The sequence below is a fragment of the Vibrio sp. MMH1-50 genome (assembly GCF_022347645.1).
GTDB lineage: Bacteria > Pseudomonadota > Gammaproteobacteria > Enterobacterales > Vibrionaceae > Vibrio > Vibrio harveyi.
Genome location: NZ_JAKRGG010000055.1, coordinates 18,759 through 33,664, shown reverse-complemented (window position 1 = coordinate 33,664; position 14,906 = coordinate 18,759). Strand labels below are relative to the sequence as shown.

Below are 14,906 nucleotides of genomic sequence, written 5' to 3'. Positions count from 1 at the left end.
TCCATTCTTCAAAGGCTACCGTCCACAGTTCTACTTCCGTACAACTGACGTAACTGGTGACATCTCTCTACCAGAAGGCGTAGAAATGGTAATGCCAGGTGACAACATCCAAATGCAAGTTGAGCTAATCGCTCCTATCGCTATGGATGAAGGCCTACGTTTCGCTATCCGTGAAGGTGGCCGTACTGTAGGTGCTGGTGTTGTTGCTAAGATCTTCGACTAATTCTTAAAGAATTAAACGAATGTCTTCGGAAAATCTTGAATTAGATTTGACGAACCAGTAGCAAAAAGGGCATCATTTGATGCCCTTTTTCTGCACTCAACATTATTTTAGCTGTTTTCTTGTTCAGATTTTGGTTGAGAGCAGAGCAAGATTGGCCGGAGAGGCTTAATCTTAAGAGAGTAACGCTGATTTTTTCAGCGATATGGAGTTTGCCCTGCAACAGCGGGGTTGTTGTCGTCTATATTAAGACTTGTGACAGGTTGGTTTATGAAAGCAAATAATGCTGAAACTCCTGATAGCTCAAACGCAGCAGATACGTTTAAGTGGATTGCCGCTTTCGTATTAGCAGCGGCCGCTGTTGTGGGTAATTACCTGTATGGTGAAATGTCTGTAGTAGTTCGCGCTGCAGGCGTTGTTGTTCTAATTGCAGCTGCTCTTGGCGTTGCAGCAACAACGACTAAAGGTAAAGCAGCGATCAGTTTTGCAAAAGAATCTCGTATGGAAGTTCGTAAAGTTGTTTGGCCTACACGCCAAGAAACTATGCAAACAACACTGATCGTTTTAGCTGTAAGTATTGTAATGGCTCTAGCGCTATGGGGTATTGACGGCATCATGGTTCGTCTAGTAGCTCTAGCGACTGGGGTATAGAGGGTTTTAATTCATGAGTGAAGCTCCAAAAAAACGCTGGTATGTGGTTCAAGCCTTCTCTGGATTTGAAGGTCGTGTAGCTCAATCTCTTCGCGAGCATATCAAAATGCACAGCATGGAAGAGCTATTCGGTGAAGTACTGGTTCCTACTGAAGAAGTAGTGGAAATGCGCGCGGGTCAGCGTCGTAAATCTGAGCGTAAGTTCTTCCCAGGTTACGTCCTTGTTCAGATGATTATGAACGATGAATCATGGCACCTAGTACGCAGTGTGCCGCGTGTCATGGGCTTCATTGGTGGTACCTCAGACCGTCCAGCACCTATCACAGACAAAGAAGCTGATGCGATTCTTAATCGTCTTGAGAAAGCAAGTGAAGCTCCTCGTCCACGTACTATGTACGAAGCGGGCGAAGTGGTACGTGTTAATGAAGGTCCATTTGCTGACTTCAATGGTACTGTTGAAGAAGTGGATTACGAGAAGAGCCGCCTGAAAGTGTCTGTGTCGATCTTTGGTCGTGCAACACCAGTTGAGCTTGAATTTGGTCAGGTTGAAAAACTTGATTAAAAAAACACCTTTTTAAGGGTTGTCTAAGGCGCGAATTATGACTATAATTTCGCGCCTTTTTACTTCTGGTGAAGTAAAGAGTTTTTTCATTAAACGGGGAGCTGATCGATGATTAGCGTTTGTACCCAAACTTAGGAATTATCATGGCTAAGAAAGTTGAAGCTTACATCAAGCTACAAGTTGCAGCTGGTATGGCGAACCCAAGTCCACCAGTTGGTCCTGCACTAGGTCAACACGGTGTTAACATCATGGAATTCTGTAAAGCGTTCAACGCGAAAACAGAATCTCTAGAGAAAGGTCTACCTACTCCTGTTGTTATCACTGTATACAACGACCGTTCTTTCACGTTCGTAACTAAGACTCCACCTGCTGCTGTTCTTCTTAAGAAAGCTGCTGGCGTTAAGTCTGGTTCAGGTCGTCCAAACACTGAAAAAGTGGGTACTGTAACTGACGCTCAAATCCAAGAAATCGCAGAAACTAAAGCTGCTGATATGACTGGTGCTGACATCGAAGCAATGAAGCGTTCAATCGCTGGTACTGCTCGTTCAATGGGCCTAGTGGTAGAGGGTTAATAAGATGGCTAAACTAACTAAGCGCATGCGCGTAATCCGCGAAAAAGTTGACGTAACTAAAGAGTACGAAATCAACGAAGCTGTTGCTCTTCTTCAAGAACTAGCTACTGCTAAATTCGTAGAGTCTGTTGACGTTGCTGTTAACCTAGGCATCGATGCTCGTAAATCTGACCAGAACGTACGTGGTGCAACTGTACTACCTCACGGTACTGGCCGCGAAATCCGCGTTGCAGTGTTCACTCAAGGTGCAAACGCTGAAGCAGCTAAAGAAGCTGGCGCAGACATCGTTGGTATGGAAGATCTTGCTGAGCAAGTTAAGAAAGGCGAAATGAACTTCGACGTAGTTGTTGCTTCTCCAGATGCAATGCGCGTTGTAGGTCAACTAGGTACTATCCTAGGTCCTCGCGGTCTAATGCCAAACCCTAAAGTTGGTACTGTAACTCCTAACGTTGCTGAAGCGGTTAAGAACGCTAAAGCTGGTCAGGTTCGTTACCGTAACGACAAAAACGGCATCATCCACACTACTATCGGTAAAGCAAACTTCTCTGCTGAGCAGATCAAAGAGAACCTAGAAGCTCTTCTAGTTGCTCTGAAGAAAGCTAAGCCATCTTCAGCGAAAGGTACTTTCCTGAAGAAAGTAAGCATCTCTACTACTATGGGTGCTGGTGTTGCTGTTGATCAGGCTAGCCTGAACACTCAAGCATAATTTATTTGCTTAGGCGCAAAATTTGTGTATAATTTTGCGCCTAATATTTGTGGTTGGGGCTGAACATTGGTTCTTTGAACTGTCTCCTAGTTCGAAATGAATTAAGACCCAGTCTCCGTCCAAGACCGTAGGTGTTTGTTCTCAAAACAAACTTAATCATCCTACGTAGATGGTGCCCGAACTGACAGAAAGCTCTATGTAAATAGTTAACTTTCTTCTGGGAATGCACCTCAATAGCTCTCACTGTCGTGATGATAGTGAGTGGTGTAACGACAACCAGGAGTAAATCCAAGATGGCTTTAAACCTTCAAGACAAAAAAGCAATTGTTGCTCAAGTCAACGAAGCTGCCAGTGGTGCACTTTCTGCAGTTGTAGCTGATTCTCGTGGCGTTGAAGTTGGCGCGATGACTTCTCTACGTAAACAAGCTCGCGAAGCGGGTGTTTACATGAAAGTCGTGCGTAACACTCTAGCACGTCGTGCGGTTCAGGGTACAGACTACGAGTGTCTAACTGACACTTTCACTGGTCCTACTCTAATCGCGTTCTCTAACGAGCACCCAGGTGCTGCAGCGCGTCTTTTCAAAGACTTCGCTAAAGAGAACAAAGATTTCGAGATCAAAGCTGCTGCATTTGAAGGCGCTTTAACTGACGCTGAAGTACTAGCAACACTACCAACTTACGACGAAGCAATCGCACGCCTAATGATGTGCATGAAAGAAGCTTCTGCTGGCAAGCTGGTACGTACTATCGCTGCTATCCGCGATCAAAAAGAAGAAGCAGCGGCTTAAGCCTTGCTTTTTACTGGTTGCAAAATAAACTTATTGTTGACTTAAAAGAGAATTGTTATGTCTATTACTAACGAGCAAATCCTAGACGCAGTTGCAGAAATGTCTGTAATGCAAGTTGTTGAACTAATCGAAGCTATGGAAGAGAAATTCGGTGTAACTGCTGCTGCTGCAGTAGTTGCAGGTGGCGCAGCAGGCGGCGAAGCTGCAGCTGAGCAAACTGAATTTGACGTAATCCTAGAATCTGCTGGCGGCAACAAAGTTGCTGTAATCAAAGCAGTACGTGGCGCAACTGGCCTAGGTCTTAAAGAAGCTAAAGCTCTTGTAGACGGCGCTCCAGCACCTCTTAAAGAAGGTGTTGACAAAGCAGAAGCTGACGCACTTAAAGCTCAGCTAGAAGAAGCTGGTGCAACTGTTGCTGTTAAGTAATTATTGCATAGTTTCTTAGCCTAACGGCTAATTGGCTGGTGGTTTTTTAACCACCGGCCTTTTTGCGCTGTAGGGTATAGGCGAATTTTCCCGCTGTTTAAGCGCCTGTTCCCAAGCAAAAAACATTTCATTCCTACGCAATGAAATGTCACTACAGTAAACAGCTATTTAGTCACTGTCCCTTACCCCCCTTAAGTAACTAGGAGCGGGCGGACAGTTTGGGTCACTTATCAGCGAGCTGAGGAACCCCATGGTTTACTCTTATACCGAGAAAAAGCGCATCCGTAAGGACTTTGGTACTCGTCCACAAGTTTTGGACATTCCATACCTGCTATCGATCCAGCTCGATTCGTTCGACAAATTCATCGAACAGGATCCTGAAGGTCAATACGGTCTTGAAGCTGCTTTCCGTTCTGTATTCCCAATTCAGAGCTACAACGGCAATTCTGAGCTGCAATACGTTAGCTACCGTCTTGGTGAGCCAGTTTTTGACGTTAAAGAATGTCAAATCCGCGGTGTAACTTACTCAAAGCCACTACGCGTAAAACTACGTCTAGTAATCTTTGATAAAGACGCGCCAGCAGGTACTGTAAAAGACATTAAAGAACAAGAAGTCTACATGGGCGAAATTCCGCTTATGACAGACAATGGTACCTTCGTAATTAACGGTACCGAGAGGGTTATCGTATCCCAGCTGCACCGAAGCCCAGGCGTGTTCTTCGACAGCGATAAGGGTAAGACCCACTCTTCAGGTAAAGTTCTATACAACGCACGTGTTATTCCTTACCGTGGCTCATGGTTAGACTTTGAGTTCGACCCTAAGGATAACTTATACGTACGTATTGACCGCCGTCGTAAGCTACCAGCTTCGATCATCCTTCGTGCACTTGGTAAAACGTCAGAAGAAATCCTAGATATCTTCTTCGAAAAAGTGAACTTCGAAGTGAAAGACCAAACTCTACTAATGGAGTTGGTTCCTGATCGTCTACGTGGTGAAACTGCGTCATTCGACATCGAAGCGAACGGTAAAACTTACGTTGAGCAAGGTCGTCGTGTAACAGCTCGTCATATCCGCCAACTAGAGAAAGATGGCGTTGATCACATCGAAGTACCAGTTGAGTACATCGTTGGTAAAGTTGCATCGAAAGATTACGTCAACGAAGCAACAGGCGAGATCATTGTTAACGCTAACCAGGAAATCAGCCTGGAAGCTCTAGCGAACCTATCTCAGGCTGGCCACAAATCACTAGAAACGTTGTTCACCAACGATCTAGACCATGGTCCATTCATGTCAGAAACGCTACGCATCGACAGCACTGTTGATCGTATTTCTGCTTTGGTAGAAATCTACCGCATGATGCGCCCTGGTGAGCCACCAACAAAAGAAGCTGCAGAAGCACTATTCGAAAGCCTATTCTTCTCTGAAGAGCGTTACGATCTATCGACTGTTGGTCGTATGAAGTTCAACAGCTCTATCGGTCGTGAAGATGCTCAAGAGCAAGGCACACTTGACGAGCTAGATATCGTTGAAGTGATGAAGAAGCTTATCGCGATTCGTAACGGTAAAGGCGAAGTGGACGATATCGACCACCTAGGTAACCGTCGTATCCGCTCTGTAGGCGAAATGGCTGAGAACCAGTTCCGTGTAGGTCTAGTACGTGTTGAGCGTGCAGTTAAAGAGCGTCTAAGCCTAGGCGATCTTGACGCAATCATGCCTCAAGACTTGATCAACGCGAAACCAATCTCTGCAGCTGTTAAAGAATTCTTTGGCTCTTCACAGCTTTCACAGTTCATGGACCAAAACAACCCGCTATCAGAAGTAACGCATAAGCGTCGTATTTCTGCATTGGGTCCTGGCGGTCTAACTCGTGAACGTGCTGGCTTCGAAGTACGTGACGTACACGTAACTCACTACGGTCGTCTATGTCCTATCGAAACGCCGGAAGGTCCAAACATCGGTCTGATCAACTCTCTATCTGCGTTTGCGCGTTGTAACGAGTACGGTTTCCTAGAGACACCATACCGTCGCGTTGTAGATGGCATTGTAACAGACGAAGTAGATTACCTATCTGCAATCGAAGAAGGTCAATTCGTTATCGCACAGGCTAATGCTGCGTTAACTGAAGAAGGCGGTTTTGCAGATGAGCTGATCACAGCTCGTCAAAAAGGTGAATCTGGTCTACACCCTCGTGAGCACGCTCAGTACATGGACGTTGCGACAAACCAGGTTGTATCTATCGCTGCATCGCTTATCCCGTTCCTAGAACACGATGATGCGAACCGTGCATTGATGGGTGCGAACATGCAACGTCAGGCAGTTCCAACACTGAAAGCTGACAAACCGCTTGTTGGTACTGGTATTGAACGTAACGTAGCAGTTGACTCAGGTGTAACTGCAGTTGCTAAACGTGGTGGTGTAATCCAGTCTGTAGATGCTTCTCGTATCGTTGTTAAAGTGAACGAAGAAGAGCTAGTACCAGGTGAAGCTGGTATCGACATCTACAACCTGACTAAATACACACGTTCTAACCAGAACACATGTATTAACCAGCGCCCATGTGTGATGCCAGGTGAACCTGTATCACGCGGTGACGTTCTTGCTGATGGTCCTTCAACAGACCTTGGTGAACTAGCGCTTGGTCAAAACATGCGTATCGCGTTCATGCCTTGGAATGGTTACAACTTCGAAGACTCGATCTTAGTATCTGAGCGCGTAGTTCAAGAAGACCGTTTCACGACTATCCACATCCAAGAACTTACTTGTGTGGCGCGTGATACTAAGCTTGGTTCTGAAGAGATCACAGCTGATATTCCAAACGTAGGTGAGTCTGCTCTGTCTAAACTAGACGAGTCAGGTATCGTTTACATCGGTGCAGAAGTTAAGGGTGGCGACATCCTAGTTGGTAAAGTAACACCTAAAGGTGAAACTCAGCTAACGCCTGAAGAGAAGCTACTACGTGCAATCTTCGGTGAAAAAGCATCTGACGTTAAAGATACTTCACTACGTGTACCTAACTCTGTATCAGGTACGATCATCGACGTTCAAGTCTTCACTCGCGATGGCGTAGAGAAAGACAAGCGTGCGCTTGAAATCGAACAAATGCAGCTTAAAGAAGCGAAGAAAGACCTAACTGAAGAATTCCAGATTCTTGAGGGTGGCCTTCTAAACCGTGTTAAAGCTGTACTGATTGAAGGTGGTTACTCTGAAGCGAAACTAGACACAACTGATCGTAAGAAGTGGCTAGAACTAACGCTAGAAGATGACGCTCTACAAACTCAGCTAGAACAACTAGCAGAGCAGTGGGACGAGCTAAAAGCTGACTTCGATAAGAAATTCGAAACTAAGCGTCGCAAGATCACTCAAGGTGATGATCTAGCACCTGGCGTACTGAAGATCGTTAAGGTTTACCTAGCGGTTAAACGTCGCATTCAGCCTGGTGATAAGATGGCGGGTCGTCACGGTAACAAGGGTGTAATCTCTAAGATTAACCCTGTTGAAGACATGCCATACGATGAGAAAGGTCAGCCTGTAGACATCGTACTTAACCCACTGGGTGTACCTTCGCGTATGAACATCGGTCAGATCCTAGAAGTACACTTAGGTCTGGCAGCGAAAGGTATTGGTGACAAGATCAACCAGATGGTTAAAGAGCAGCAAGAACTAGCGAAATTCCGCGAGTTCCTACAAAAAGTTTACGATCTAGGCGAGACTCGCCAGAAAGTAGATATTGCTTCTCTATCTGATGACGAAGTTCGTACTCTAATCAAGAACCTACGTGGCGGTCTACCAATCGCGACTCCAGTATTTGACGGTGCACCAGAAGCGTCTATTAAAGCGCTACTGAAACTAGCAGACCTACCAGAATCTGGTCAGCTAAAACTGTTTGATGGTCGCACAGGTGACCAGTTTGAGCGCCCTGTAACAGTAGGTTACATGTACATGCTGAAACTGAACCACCTTGTTGATGACAAGATGCACGCTCGTTCAACTGGTTCGTACAGCCTAGTAACTCAGCAGCCACTTGGTGGTAAAGCTCAGTTCGGTGGTCAGCGTTTCGGTGAGATGGAAGTATGGGCACTAGAAGCATACGGTGCGGCTTACACTCTACAAGAAATGCTAACGGTTAAGTCGGATGACGTTAACGGCCGTACTAAGATGTACAAAAACATCGTAGACGGTAACCACAGCATGGAACCTGGTATGCCAGAATCGTTCAACGTACTGTTGAAAGAGATTCGCTCGCTAGGTATCAACATCGAGCTAGAAGACGAAGAGTAATCTCTTTCTCTCTTGACTAAGGTTGAGAGAATCTAAAGCGATTATTTGGTAGAAGGTGCTCACTTTAGCGAGTGAGCTCCTTTTAACTCCTTACAGGAGCTGATTGTGAAAGACTTATTAAACTTTCTAAAAGCACAGCATAAGACCGAAGAATTTGATGCAATCAAAATCGGTCTATCTTCACCAGACATGATCCGTTCATGGTCTTTCGGTGAAGTTAAAAAACCTGAAACGATCAACTATCGTACGTTCAAACCTGAACGCGATGGTCTGTTCTGTGCGCGTATCTTTGGTCCAGTTAAAGACTACGAGTGTCTTTGTGGTAAGTACAAGCGCTTGAAGCACCGTGGTGTTATCTGTGAGAAGTGTGGTGTAGAAGTTACACAAACTAAAGTTCGTCGTGACCGTATGGGCCACATCGAGCTTGCTTCACCAGTAGCTCACATCTGGTTCCTAAAATCGCTACCGTCTCGTATCGGTCTACTAATGGATATCCCTCTACGTGATATCGAACGTGTTCTTTACTTCGAAATGTACGTAGTAACTGAGCCGGGTATGACTGATCTAGAAAAAGGTCAGATGCTTACGGAAGAAGAGTATCTAGACCGTCTAGAAGAGTGGGGCGACGAGTTCACTGCTAAGATGGGTGCAGAAGCTATCAAGGACCTACTAGGTTCTATGGACATGCACGCTGAAGCAGAACAAATGCGCGAAGAGCTAGAAACTACTAACTCTGAAACTAAGCGTAAGAAAGTAACTAAGCGTCTGAAGCTGGTAGAAGCGTTCATCGCATCTGGTAACAACCCAGAGTGGATGATCCTAACTGTACTTCCAGTACTTCCGCCAGATCTGCGTCCTCTAGTACCACTAGATGGCGGTCGTTTTGCGACTTCTGATCTAAACGACCTATACCGTCGTGTGATCAACCGTAACAACCGTTTGAAGCGTCTTCTAGAGCTAGCAGCTCCGGACATCATCGTACGTAACGAAAAACGTATGCTGCAAGAGTCTGTTGATGCGCTACTAGACAACGGTCGTCGTGGTCGTGCGATCACTGGTTCTAACAAGCGTCCTCTAAAATCTCTTGCTGATATGATCAAGGGTAAGCAAGGTCGTTTCCGTCAGAACCTTCTAGGTAAACGTGTAGACTACTCTGGTCGTTCTGTAATCACAGTAGGTCCATACCTTCGTCTACACCAGTGTGGTCTTCCTAAGAAGATGGCACTTGAGCTATTCAAACCATTCATCTACAGCAAGCTAGAGACTCGTGGTCTTGCGACTACAATCAAAGCTGCTAAGAAAATGGTAGAGCGTGAAGAAGCGGTAGTTTGGGATATCCTAGACGAAGTAATCCGTGAGCACCCAGTACTATTGAACCGTGCACCTACACTTCACCGTCTAGGTATCCAGGCGTTCGAACCAGTACTAATCGAAGGTAAAGCGATCCAGCTACACCCACTAGTGTGTGCGGCGTACAACGCGGACTTCGATGGTGACCAAATGGCGGTTCACGTACCTCTAACTCTAGAGGCACAGCTTGAAGCTCGTACTCTGATGATGTCGACAAACAACATTCTGTCGCCAGCGTCAGGTGATCCGATCATCGTACCTTCTCAGGACGTTGTATTGGGTCTGTACTACATGACTCGTGACAAGATCAACGTGAAAGGTGAAGGCATGTACCTTTCTGGCCCAGCAGAGGCTGAGAAAGCATACCGCACTAAGCAAGCTGAACTTCACGCACGCGTTAAAGTACGTATTACAGAAACAGTTGTAGACGAAGACGGCAACAGCACAACAGAGACTAAGATGGTTGATACAACTATCGGTCGTGCAATGCTATGGCAAATCGTGCCAGCTGGTCTACCGTACAGCATCGTTAACCAAAAGCTAGGTAAGAAGCAAATCTCTAACCTACTAAACGAGGCGTACCGTAAACTAGGTCTGAAAGACACTGTAATCTTCGCTGACCAAATCATGTACACAGGTTTCGCATACGCGGCACTATCTGGTGTATCTGTTGGTATCGACGATATGGTTGTACCGCCAGCTAAGTACACTGAAATCGCAGAAGCGGAAGAAGAAGTACGTGAAATCCAGGAACAATACCAATCTGGTCTTGTTACTGCGGGCGAACGATACAACAAAGTTATCGATATCTGGGCATCGACCAACGATCGCGTAGCGAAAGCGATGATGGCAAACCTTTCATCTGAAACGGTAGTTAACCGTGACGGTGAAGAAGAGCAACAAGAATCGTTTAACAGCATCTACATGATGGCTGACTCGGGTGCTCGTGGTTCTGCAGCTCAGATTCGTCAGCTAGCGGGTATGCGTGGTCTGATGGCGCGTCCAGATGGTTCAATCATCGAAACGCCGATCACAGCGAACTTTAAAGAAGGTCTAAACGTACTTCAGTACTTTATCTCAACGCACGGTGCTCGTAAGGGTCTTGCGGATACGGCACTGAAAACAGCGAACTCGGGTTACCTAACTCGTCGTCTAGTAGACGTTGCTCAAGACGTTGTTGTAACTGAACATGACTGTGGCACTCACGAGGGTGTTGACATGATGCCTCACATCGAGGGTGGTGATGTTAAAGTTGCACTAACTGAGCTAGCGCTAGGTCGTGTAGTAGCTGAAGACGTTCTTAAGCCAGGTACAGAAGATGTTCTGATCCCACGTAACACTCTAATTGATGAGAAGTGGTGTCAGATCATGGAAGAGAACTCAGTAGACAGCATGAAAGTGCGCTCTGTAGTTACTTGTGATTCTGACTTCGGTTGTTGTGCACAGTGTTACGGTCGTGACCTAGCACGTGGTCACCTAGTGAACCAAGGTGAAGCAGTTGGTGTAATCGCTGCTCAGTCTATCGGTGAACCGGGTACACAGCTTACGATGCGTACGTTCCACATCGGTGGTGCGGCATCTACTGCAGCAGCAGAGAACAGCATCCAAGCGAAGACAACTGGTACAGTTAAACTGCACAACGCTAAGTTCGTAATCAACAAAGATAAGAAGCTGGTAATCACGTCTCGTGCATCTGAGCTAACTATCATTGATGAATTCGGTCGTACTAAAGAGAAGCACAAACTTCCTTACGGTTCGATGCTAAGCAAAGGCGACAACGACGCAGTAACAGCTGGTGAAGTTGTTGCTAACTGGGAAGCGCACACCATGCCAATCATCACTGAAGTGGCAGGTCGCATCCAGTTCGTAGACATGATCGACGGTGTTACAGTTTCTCGTCAAACAGATGACCTAACAGGTCTATCTTCAAGCGAAGTAACTGATCCAGCAGCTCGCCCAGCAGCAGGTAAAGATATGCGTCCAGCTATCAAACTTGTTGATGAGCAAGGTAACGACGTAATGATCCCTGGTACAGAAATGCCAGCTCACTACTTCCTACCTGGTAAAGCGATTGTAAACATCGAAGATGGCGCTGAAGTTGGCATTGGTGACACACTATCTCGTATCCCTCAGAAATCTGGCGGTAACAAAGATATCACCGGTGGTCTACCACGCGTAGCTGACCTATTCGAAGCTCGTAAGCCTAAAGAGCCTGCGATCCTTGCTGAGCACACAGGTACTGTGAGCTTCGGTAAAGAAACGAAAGGTAAGCGTCGTCTAGTTATCACTCGCGACAGCGGTGATACTTACGAAGAGATGATTCCTAAGCATCGTCAGTTGAACGTATTTGAAGGTGAGCGTGTTGAACGTGGTGACGTGATCGCAGATGGTCCAGAGTCTCCACATGACATTCTACGTCTACGTGGCGTACACGCTGTAACTCAGTACATCGCTAACGAAGTACAAGAAGTTTACCGTCTACAAGGCGTTAAGATTAACGATAAGCACATCGAGACTATCGTTCGTCAAATGCTACGTAAGTGTACAATTACTCACGCTGGTGACTCTGAGTTCCTACCTGGCGAGCAAGTTGAATACTCACAAGTTAAGATTTCTAACCGTAACCTAGAAGCTGAAGGCAAAGAGCCAGCACGTTTCGAGCGTGAGCTACTAGGTATCACTAAGGCATCTCTAGCGACTGAGTCATTCATCTCTGCGGCATCGTTCCAGGAGACAACTCGCGTACTAACAGAAGCTGCGGTTTCTGGTAAGCGTGATGACCTACGTGGTCTGAAAGAGAACGTAATTGTTGGTCGTCTGATCCCAGCTGGTACTGGTTTCGCATACCACCAAGATCGTCAAGCTAAACGTGCTGAAGCGCAAGAAGGTCCATCTGCTGAACAAGCAACAGATAACCTAGCTGCACTTCTAAACGCAGGCTTCTCTTCTGACGAGTAGTCGTTAAGAGCTTAAAAGAAAAGGCACCCTCGGGTGCCTTTTTTATTTTTGGGAGCAAAGGTTAGAACGCTACGCTTCGACATGTAAGTATGCTTCGTTTGCGGAATCGAGAGGTGTGCCTTTGGAGAACCGTGAAAGTGATTGACGAAGAGGGTGTTGACTGGATTTATCCCTAGAAAGATAAAATAGAAGCGAATCCCGAAAAACAAAAAGGGTTGACGAATACACGCCTTCTCGCTTCTCGCTTCTCGCTTCTCGCTTCTCGCTTCTCGCTTCTCGCTTCTCGCTTCTCGCTTCTCGCTTCTCGCTTCTCGCTTCTCGCTTCTCGCTATGCGCCAGGCGGCATCGCTAAACTGTCGGCAATCAACTGAATCAAGTGGTCTTCTACCGCGAAGCGTGTCTCAATGATTTCCCCAATCAAAGACATATCTTCGTCAAAATCAGCCAGTTCATCTTCGGCTGAAACATCAGAATATTTGTCGGTAAAGTTCAACAACGGCTCAGTAGTGAGGACGATCTTCGCGTAAGTTTGGTTAATTTCATCAGTAGCAACAAAGCCAGTGGCTTTCCACTTATCCATCACCATATCGTAGATTTTAAAATGACCTTCAGAGATATAATCCACAAGGTGTTGGCAGAAGTGCTGAAGTTCGTCAGGGGAAGGGAGTTCAATGACATTGGATTTCGAACAAGGTTGCAGTGCTGCAAGCTTACAATATTCGACAATCAGAGATTGTCTCGTTTCCAGCCAATGGTCAATAACGTCACTGGAACCGCCCCATTGGTCTTGTGTTTGTTTGAATTTTTTTAGCATGACCATGCCCTCATGATCTGATCGCCCATTGGCGAACGTATCCTTTGCAAAGCAAAGTTAGTAAAGTGATTACAAACTCTTGTCCTTACTAGAATTTATAGTTGCAAATTTAGCGAACGACAAACTCTGGTATGAAATTAGATTGCCAGTAAAATGAATGAACTTCAAGCAAAGGGACGCTGTAATGTTAAGAAAAGGTGAAGTTAACCGTACGAAAAACGCCTATTGGTGTGTTGTCTCAGGAAGCGATGTTTGGCTGGTGGATGGTGCTATCCCATTTGGCAATGCAGAGCAGTTCTCACTGCCAGAAGCGAGTGCAAGGCAGATAGGTGAATATCAAGATGCCCCGGTGATGTGGGTAAACCTGTCGGATTTAGACCACGATTTAGAGCTTGTATCTTTGCGTGATTGTCTCCATTTCTCAGACTCCCTTTTTCTTTTGATCAGTAAAGCCATTCAGTATGGTCATATGACACAAAGCCTGCGTTTTTGTCCGCAATGCGGTGGTCGCAATTTCCTCAATAACAATCAATTGGCAATGCAGTGTGGTGAGTGCCGTACTTTGCATTATCCGCGTATTTTCCCATGCATCATTGTCGCTGTGCGTAAAGACAACCAAATCTTGCTAGCTCAGCACCCTCGCCATCGAAATGGCATGTATACCGTAATAGCGGGCTTTTTAGAGGTGGGTGAAACCTTGGAGGAGTGTGTGACACGCGAGGTGCACGAAGAAACCGGCGTACACGTTAAAAATATTCGCTATTTTGGCAGCCAACCATGGGCCTTTCCATCCAGTATGATGATGGCATTTCTTGCGGATTACGAGTCTGGTGAATTGAATCCTGATTACACCGAGCTGTCTGATGCTCAATGGTTTGGCGTTGATGATATGCCGCCAGTAGCCCCAAAAGGGACAATCGCAAGAGCATTAATTGAGCAAACAATTAGTGATATTCAGCAGGCTTGAGAGCCGACTCGTAAAGCGATTAAAGGAAAATGTAGAATCACTTTTGAGACAAAGGGGGTTGTTAGACTGACCTAGCACAGCATTCTGTAATGACACAATGATTAATAAAGGAGTATGTCTAATGAAATACAGATCAGCGTTATGGCTAGGTATTGCGTCTTTTTCTTTGGTAAGTGTTTCGGCACAGGCAAGTATTGAAGTGAAAGCGAAGCGTATGTTGACCGAAAATACAATGACGGAAAACGTCGCAAAAGTGCAAACCGCTTGTGGCAATGAAGTTCTTGAAACAAACTTTGACTGGGCTGCGTGGGATGACTACGACTTTGCTGAAGCTCGTTTAGACAAAGTAAAAACCACAGGTTGGCTGGGTGGCTTAATCAACTATATCTACGATGATATGGTTAAGCTATGCACGACGACTGAACATGCCGCACTTTATAAAGAAGAGTTCCAAAAAGTTCAACAAATCCAATTTGTTGGTCAAGACTCTGTGAAGGCGCGTAAAGCAGGTTTCTCTCTTGATGATGGTGGCAGTGTGCTTAAAGTCGCTTTGAACCCGAACGCGGCTTACGACTCTTCAACGCTGAAATATCTCAAGCAAGCGTGGAACTAA

The 14,906-nt window shown here is 45.9% G+C and carries 11 protein-coding genes and 1 pseudogene; 11 read left to right on the top strand and 1 reads right to left on the bottom strand.

Annotated elements, in window-relative coordinates; translation table 11 throughout:
- The 9 genes and pseudogenes from MHO32_RS23985 to rpoC all read left to right on the top strand — a co-directional run.
- Positions 1-223 (top strand): annotated as a pseudogene (locus MHO32_RS23985) (elongation factor Tu); the annotation flags it as partial.
- Between the two features lie 267 nt (positions 224-490).
- On the top strand, positions 491-871 hold the full coding sequence (secE, locus tag MHO32_RS23980; RefSeq protein ID WP_005451121.1) for a preprotein translocase subunit SecE: 381 nt from the start codon (positions 491-493) through the stop codon (positions 869-871).
- A gap of 13 nt (positions 872-884) precedes the next feature.
- On the top strand, positions 885-1,433 hold the full coding sequence (gene nusG / locus MHO32_RS23975) for a transcription termination/antitermination protein NusG (RefSeq protein ID WP_005451123.1): 549 nt from the start codon (positions 885-887) through the stop codon (positions 1,431-1,433).
- Positions 1,434-1,576: 143 nt separating this feature from the next.
- Positions 1,577-2,005 carry a 50S ribosomal protein L11 gene (gene rplK / locus MHO32_RS23970; protein ID WP_005451125.1) on the top strand — a complete coding sequence of 143 codons (429 nt, stop codon included), beginning with the start codon at positions 1,577-1,579 and terminating at the stop codon, positions 2,003-2,005.
- A 4-nt stretch (positions 2,006-2,009) separates the two neighbouring features.
- Positions 2,010-2,711 (top strand): 50S ribosomal protein L1, encoded by a 702-nt coding sequence (rplA, locus tag MHO32_RS23965; protein ID WP_005384683.1) that lies wholly within the window; start codon positions 2,010-2,012, stop codon positions 2,709-2,711.
- 293 nt (positions 2,712-3,004) lie between these two features.
- Positions 3,005-3,499 (top strand): 50S ribosomal protein L10, encoded by a 495-nt coding sequence (rplJ, locus tag MHO32_RS23960; protein WP_005451126.1) that lies wholly within the window; start codon positions 3,005-3,007, stop codon positions 3,497-3,499.
- Positions 3,500-3,556: 57 nt separating this feature from the next.
- On the top strand, positions 3,557-3,925 hold the full coding sequence (gene rplL / locus MHO32_RS23955) for a 50S ribosomal protein L7/L12 (protein WP_005451128.1): 369 nt from the start codon (positions 3,557-3,559) through the stop codon (positions 3,923-3,925).
- A gap of 250 nt (positions 3,926-4,175) precedes the next feature.
- Positions 4,176-8,204: a DNA-directed RNA polymerase subunit beta gene (gene rpoB, locus MHO32_RS23950; RefSeq protein ID WP_005451129.1), complete on the top strand. Its 4,029-nt coding sequence runs from the start codon at positions 4,176-4,178 to the stop codon at positions 8,202-8,204.
- Positions 8,205-8,309: 105 nt separating this feature from the next.
- Positions 8,310-12,512, top strand: coding sequence for a DNA-directed RNA polymerase subunit beta' (rpoC, locus tag MHO32_RS23945; protein ID WP_005451130.1), 4,203 nt, complete (start codon positions 8,310-8,312; stop codon positions 12,510-12,512).
- Between the two features lie 328 nt (positions 12,513-12,840).
- On the opposite strand, the gene MHO32_RS23940 is transcribed toward rpoC, so the two are convergent.
- The gene (locus MHO32_RS23940) at positions 12,841-13,332 is read right to left on the bottom strand and encodes an Rsd/AlgQ family anti-sigma factor (RefSeq protein ID WP_005434886.1); all 492 of its coding nucleotides are present in this window, start codon (positions 13,330-13,332) and stop codon (positions 12,841-12,843) included.
- A 178-nt stretch (positions 13,333-13,510) separates the two neighbouring features.
- Here MHO32_RS23940 and nudC point away from each other — a divergent pair, with 178 nt between their 5' ends.
- Both nudC and MHO32_RS23930 read left to right on the top strand, forming a co-directional pair.
- Positions 13,511-14,293, top strand: coding sequence for an NAD(+) diphosphatase (nudC, locus tag MHO32_RS23935; RefSeq protein WP_005451132.1), 783 nt, complete (start codon positions 13,511-13,513; stop codon positions 14,291-14,293).
- A 121-nt stretch (positions 14,294-14,414) separates the two neighbouring features.
- A complete protein-coding gene (locus tag MHO32_RS23930) occupies positions 14,415-14,906 on the top strand; it encodes a hypothetical protein (RefSeq protein WP_005451133.1) in 492 nt (163 codons plus the stop codon).

Excerpts from the sequence above, each read along its gene's own strand:
- nudC (WP_005451132.1), top strand. The coding sequence starts at position 13,511 with ATGTTAAGAAAAGGTGAAGTTAACCGTACGAAAAACGCCTATTGGTGT.
- rplK (WP_005451125.1), top strand. The coding sequence starts at position 1,577 with ATGGCTAAGAAAGTTGAAGCTTACATCAAGCTACAAGTTGCAGCTGGT.
- rpoB (WP_005451129.1), top strand. The coding sequence starts at position 4,176 with ATGGTTTACTCTTATACCGAGAAAAAGCGCATCCGTAAGGACTTTGGT.
- rplA (WP_005384683.1), top strand. The coding sequence starts at position 2,010 with ATGGCTAAACTAACTAAGCGCATGCGCGTAATCCGCGAAAAAGTTGAC.
- MHO32_RS23930 (WP_005451133.1), top strand. The coding sequence starts at position 14,415 with ATGAAATACAGATCAGCGTTATGGCTAGGTATTGCGTCTTTTTCTTTG.
- rplL (WP_005451128.1), top strand. The coding sequence starts at position 3,557 with ATGTCTATTACTAACGAGCAAATCCTAGACGCAGTTGCAGAAATGTCT.
- MHO32_RS23940 (WP_005434886.1), bottom strand. The coding sequence starts at position 13,332 with ATGGTCATGCTAAAAAAATTCAAACAAACACAAGACCAATGGGGCGGT.
- nusG (WP_005451123.1), top strand. The coding sequence starts at position 885 with ATGAGTGAAGCTCCAAAAAAACGCTGGTATGTGGTTCAAGCCTTCTCT.
- secE (WP_005451121.1), top strand. The coding sequence starts at position 491 with ATGAAAGCAAATAATGCTGAAACTCCTGATAGCTCAAACGCAGCAGAT.
- rplJ (WP_005451126.1), top strand. The coding sequence starts at position 3,005 with ATGGCTTTAAACCTTCAAGACAAAAAAGCAATTGTTGCTCAAGTCAAC.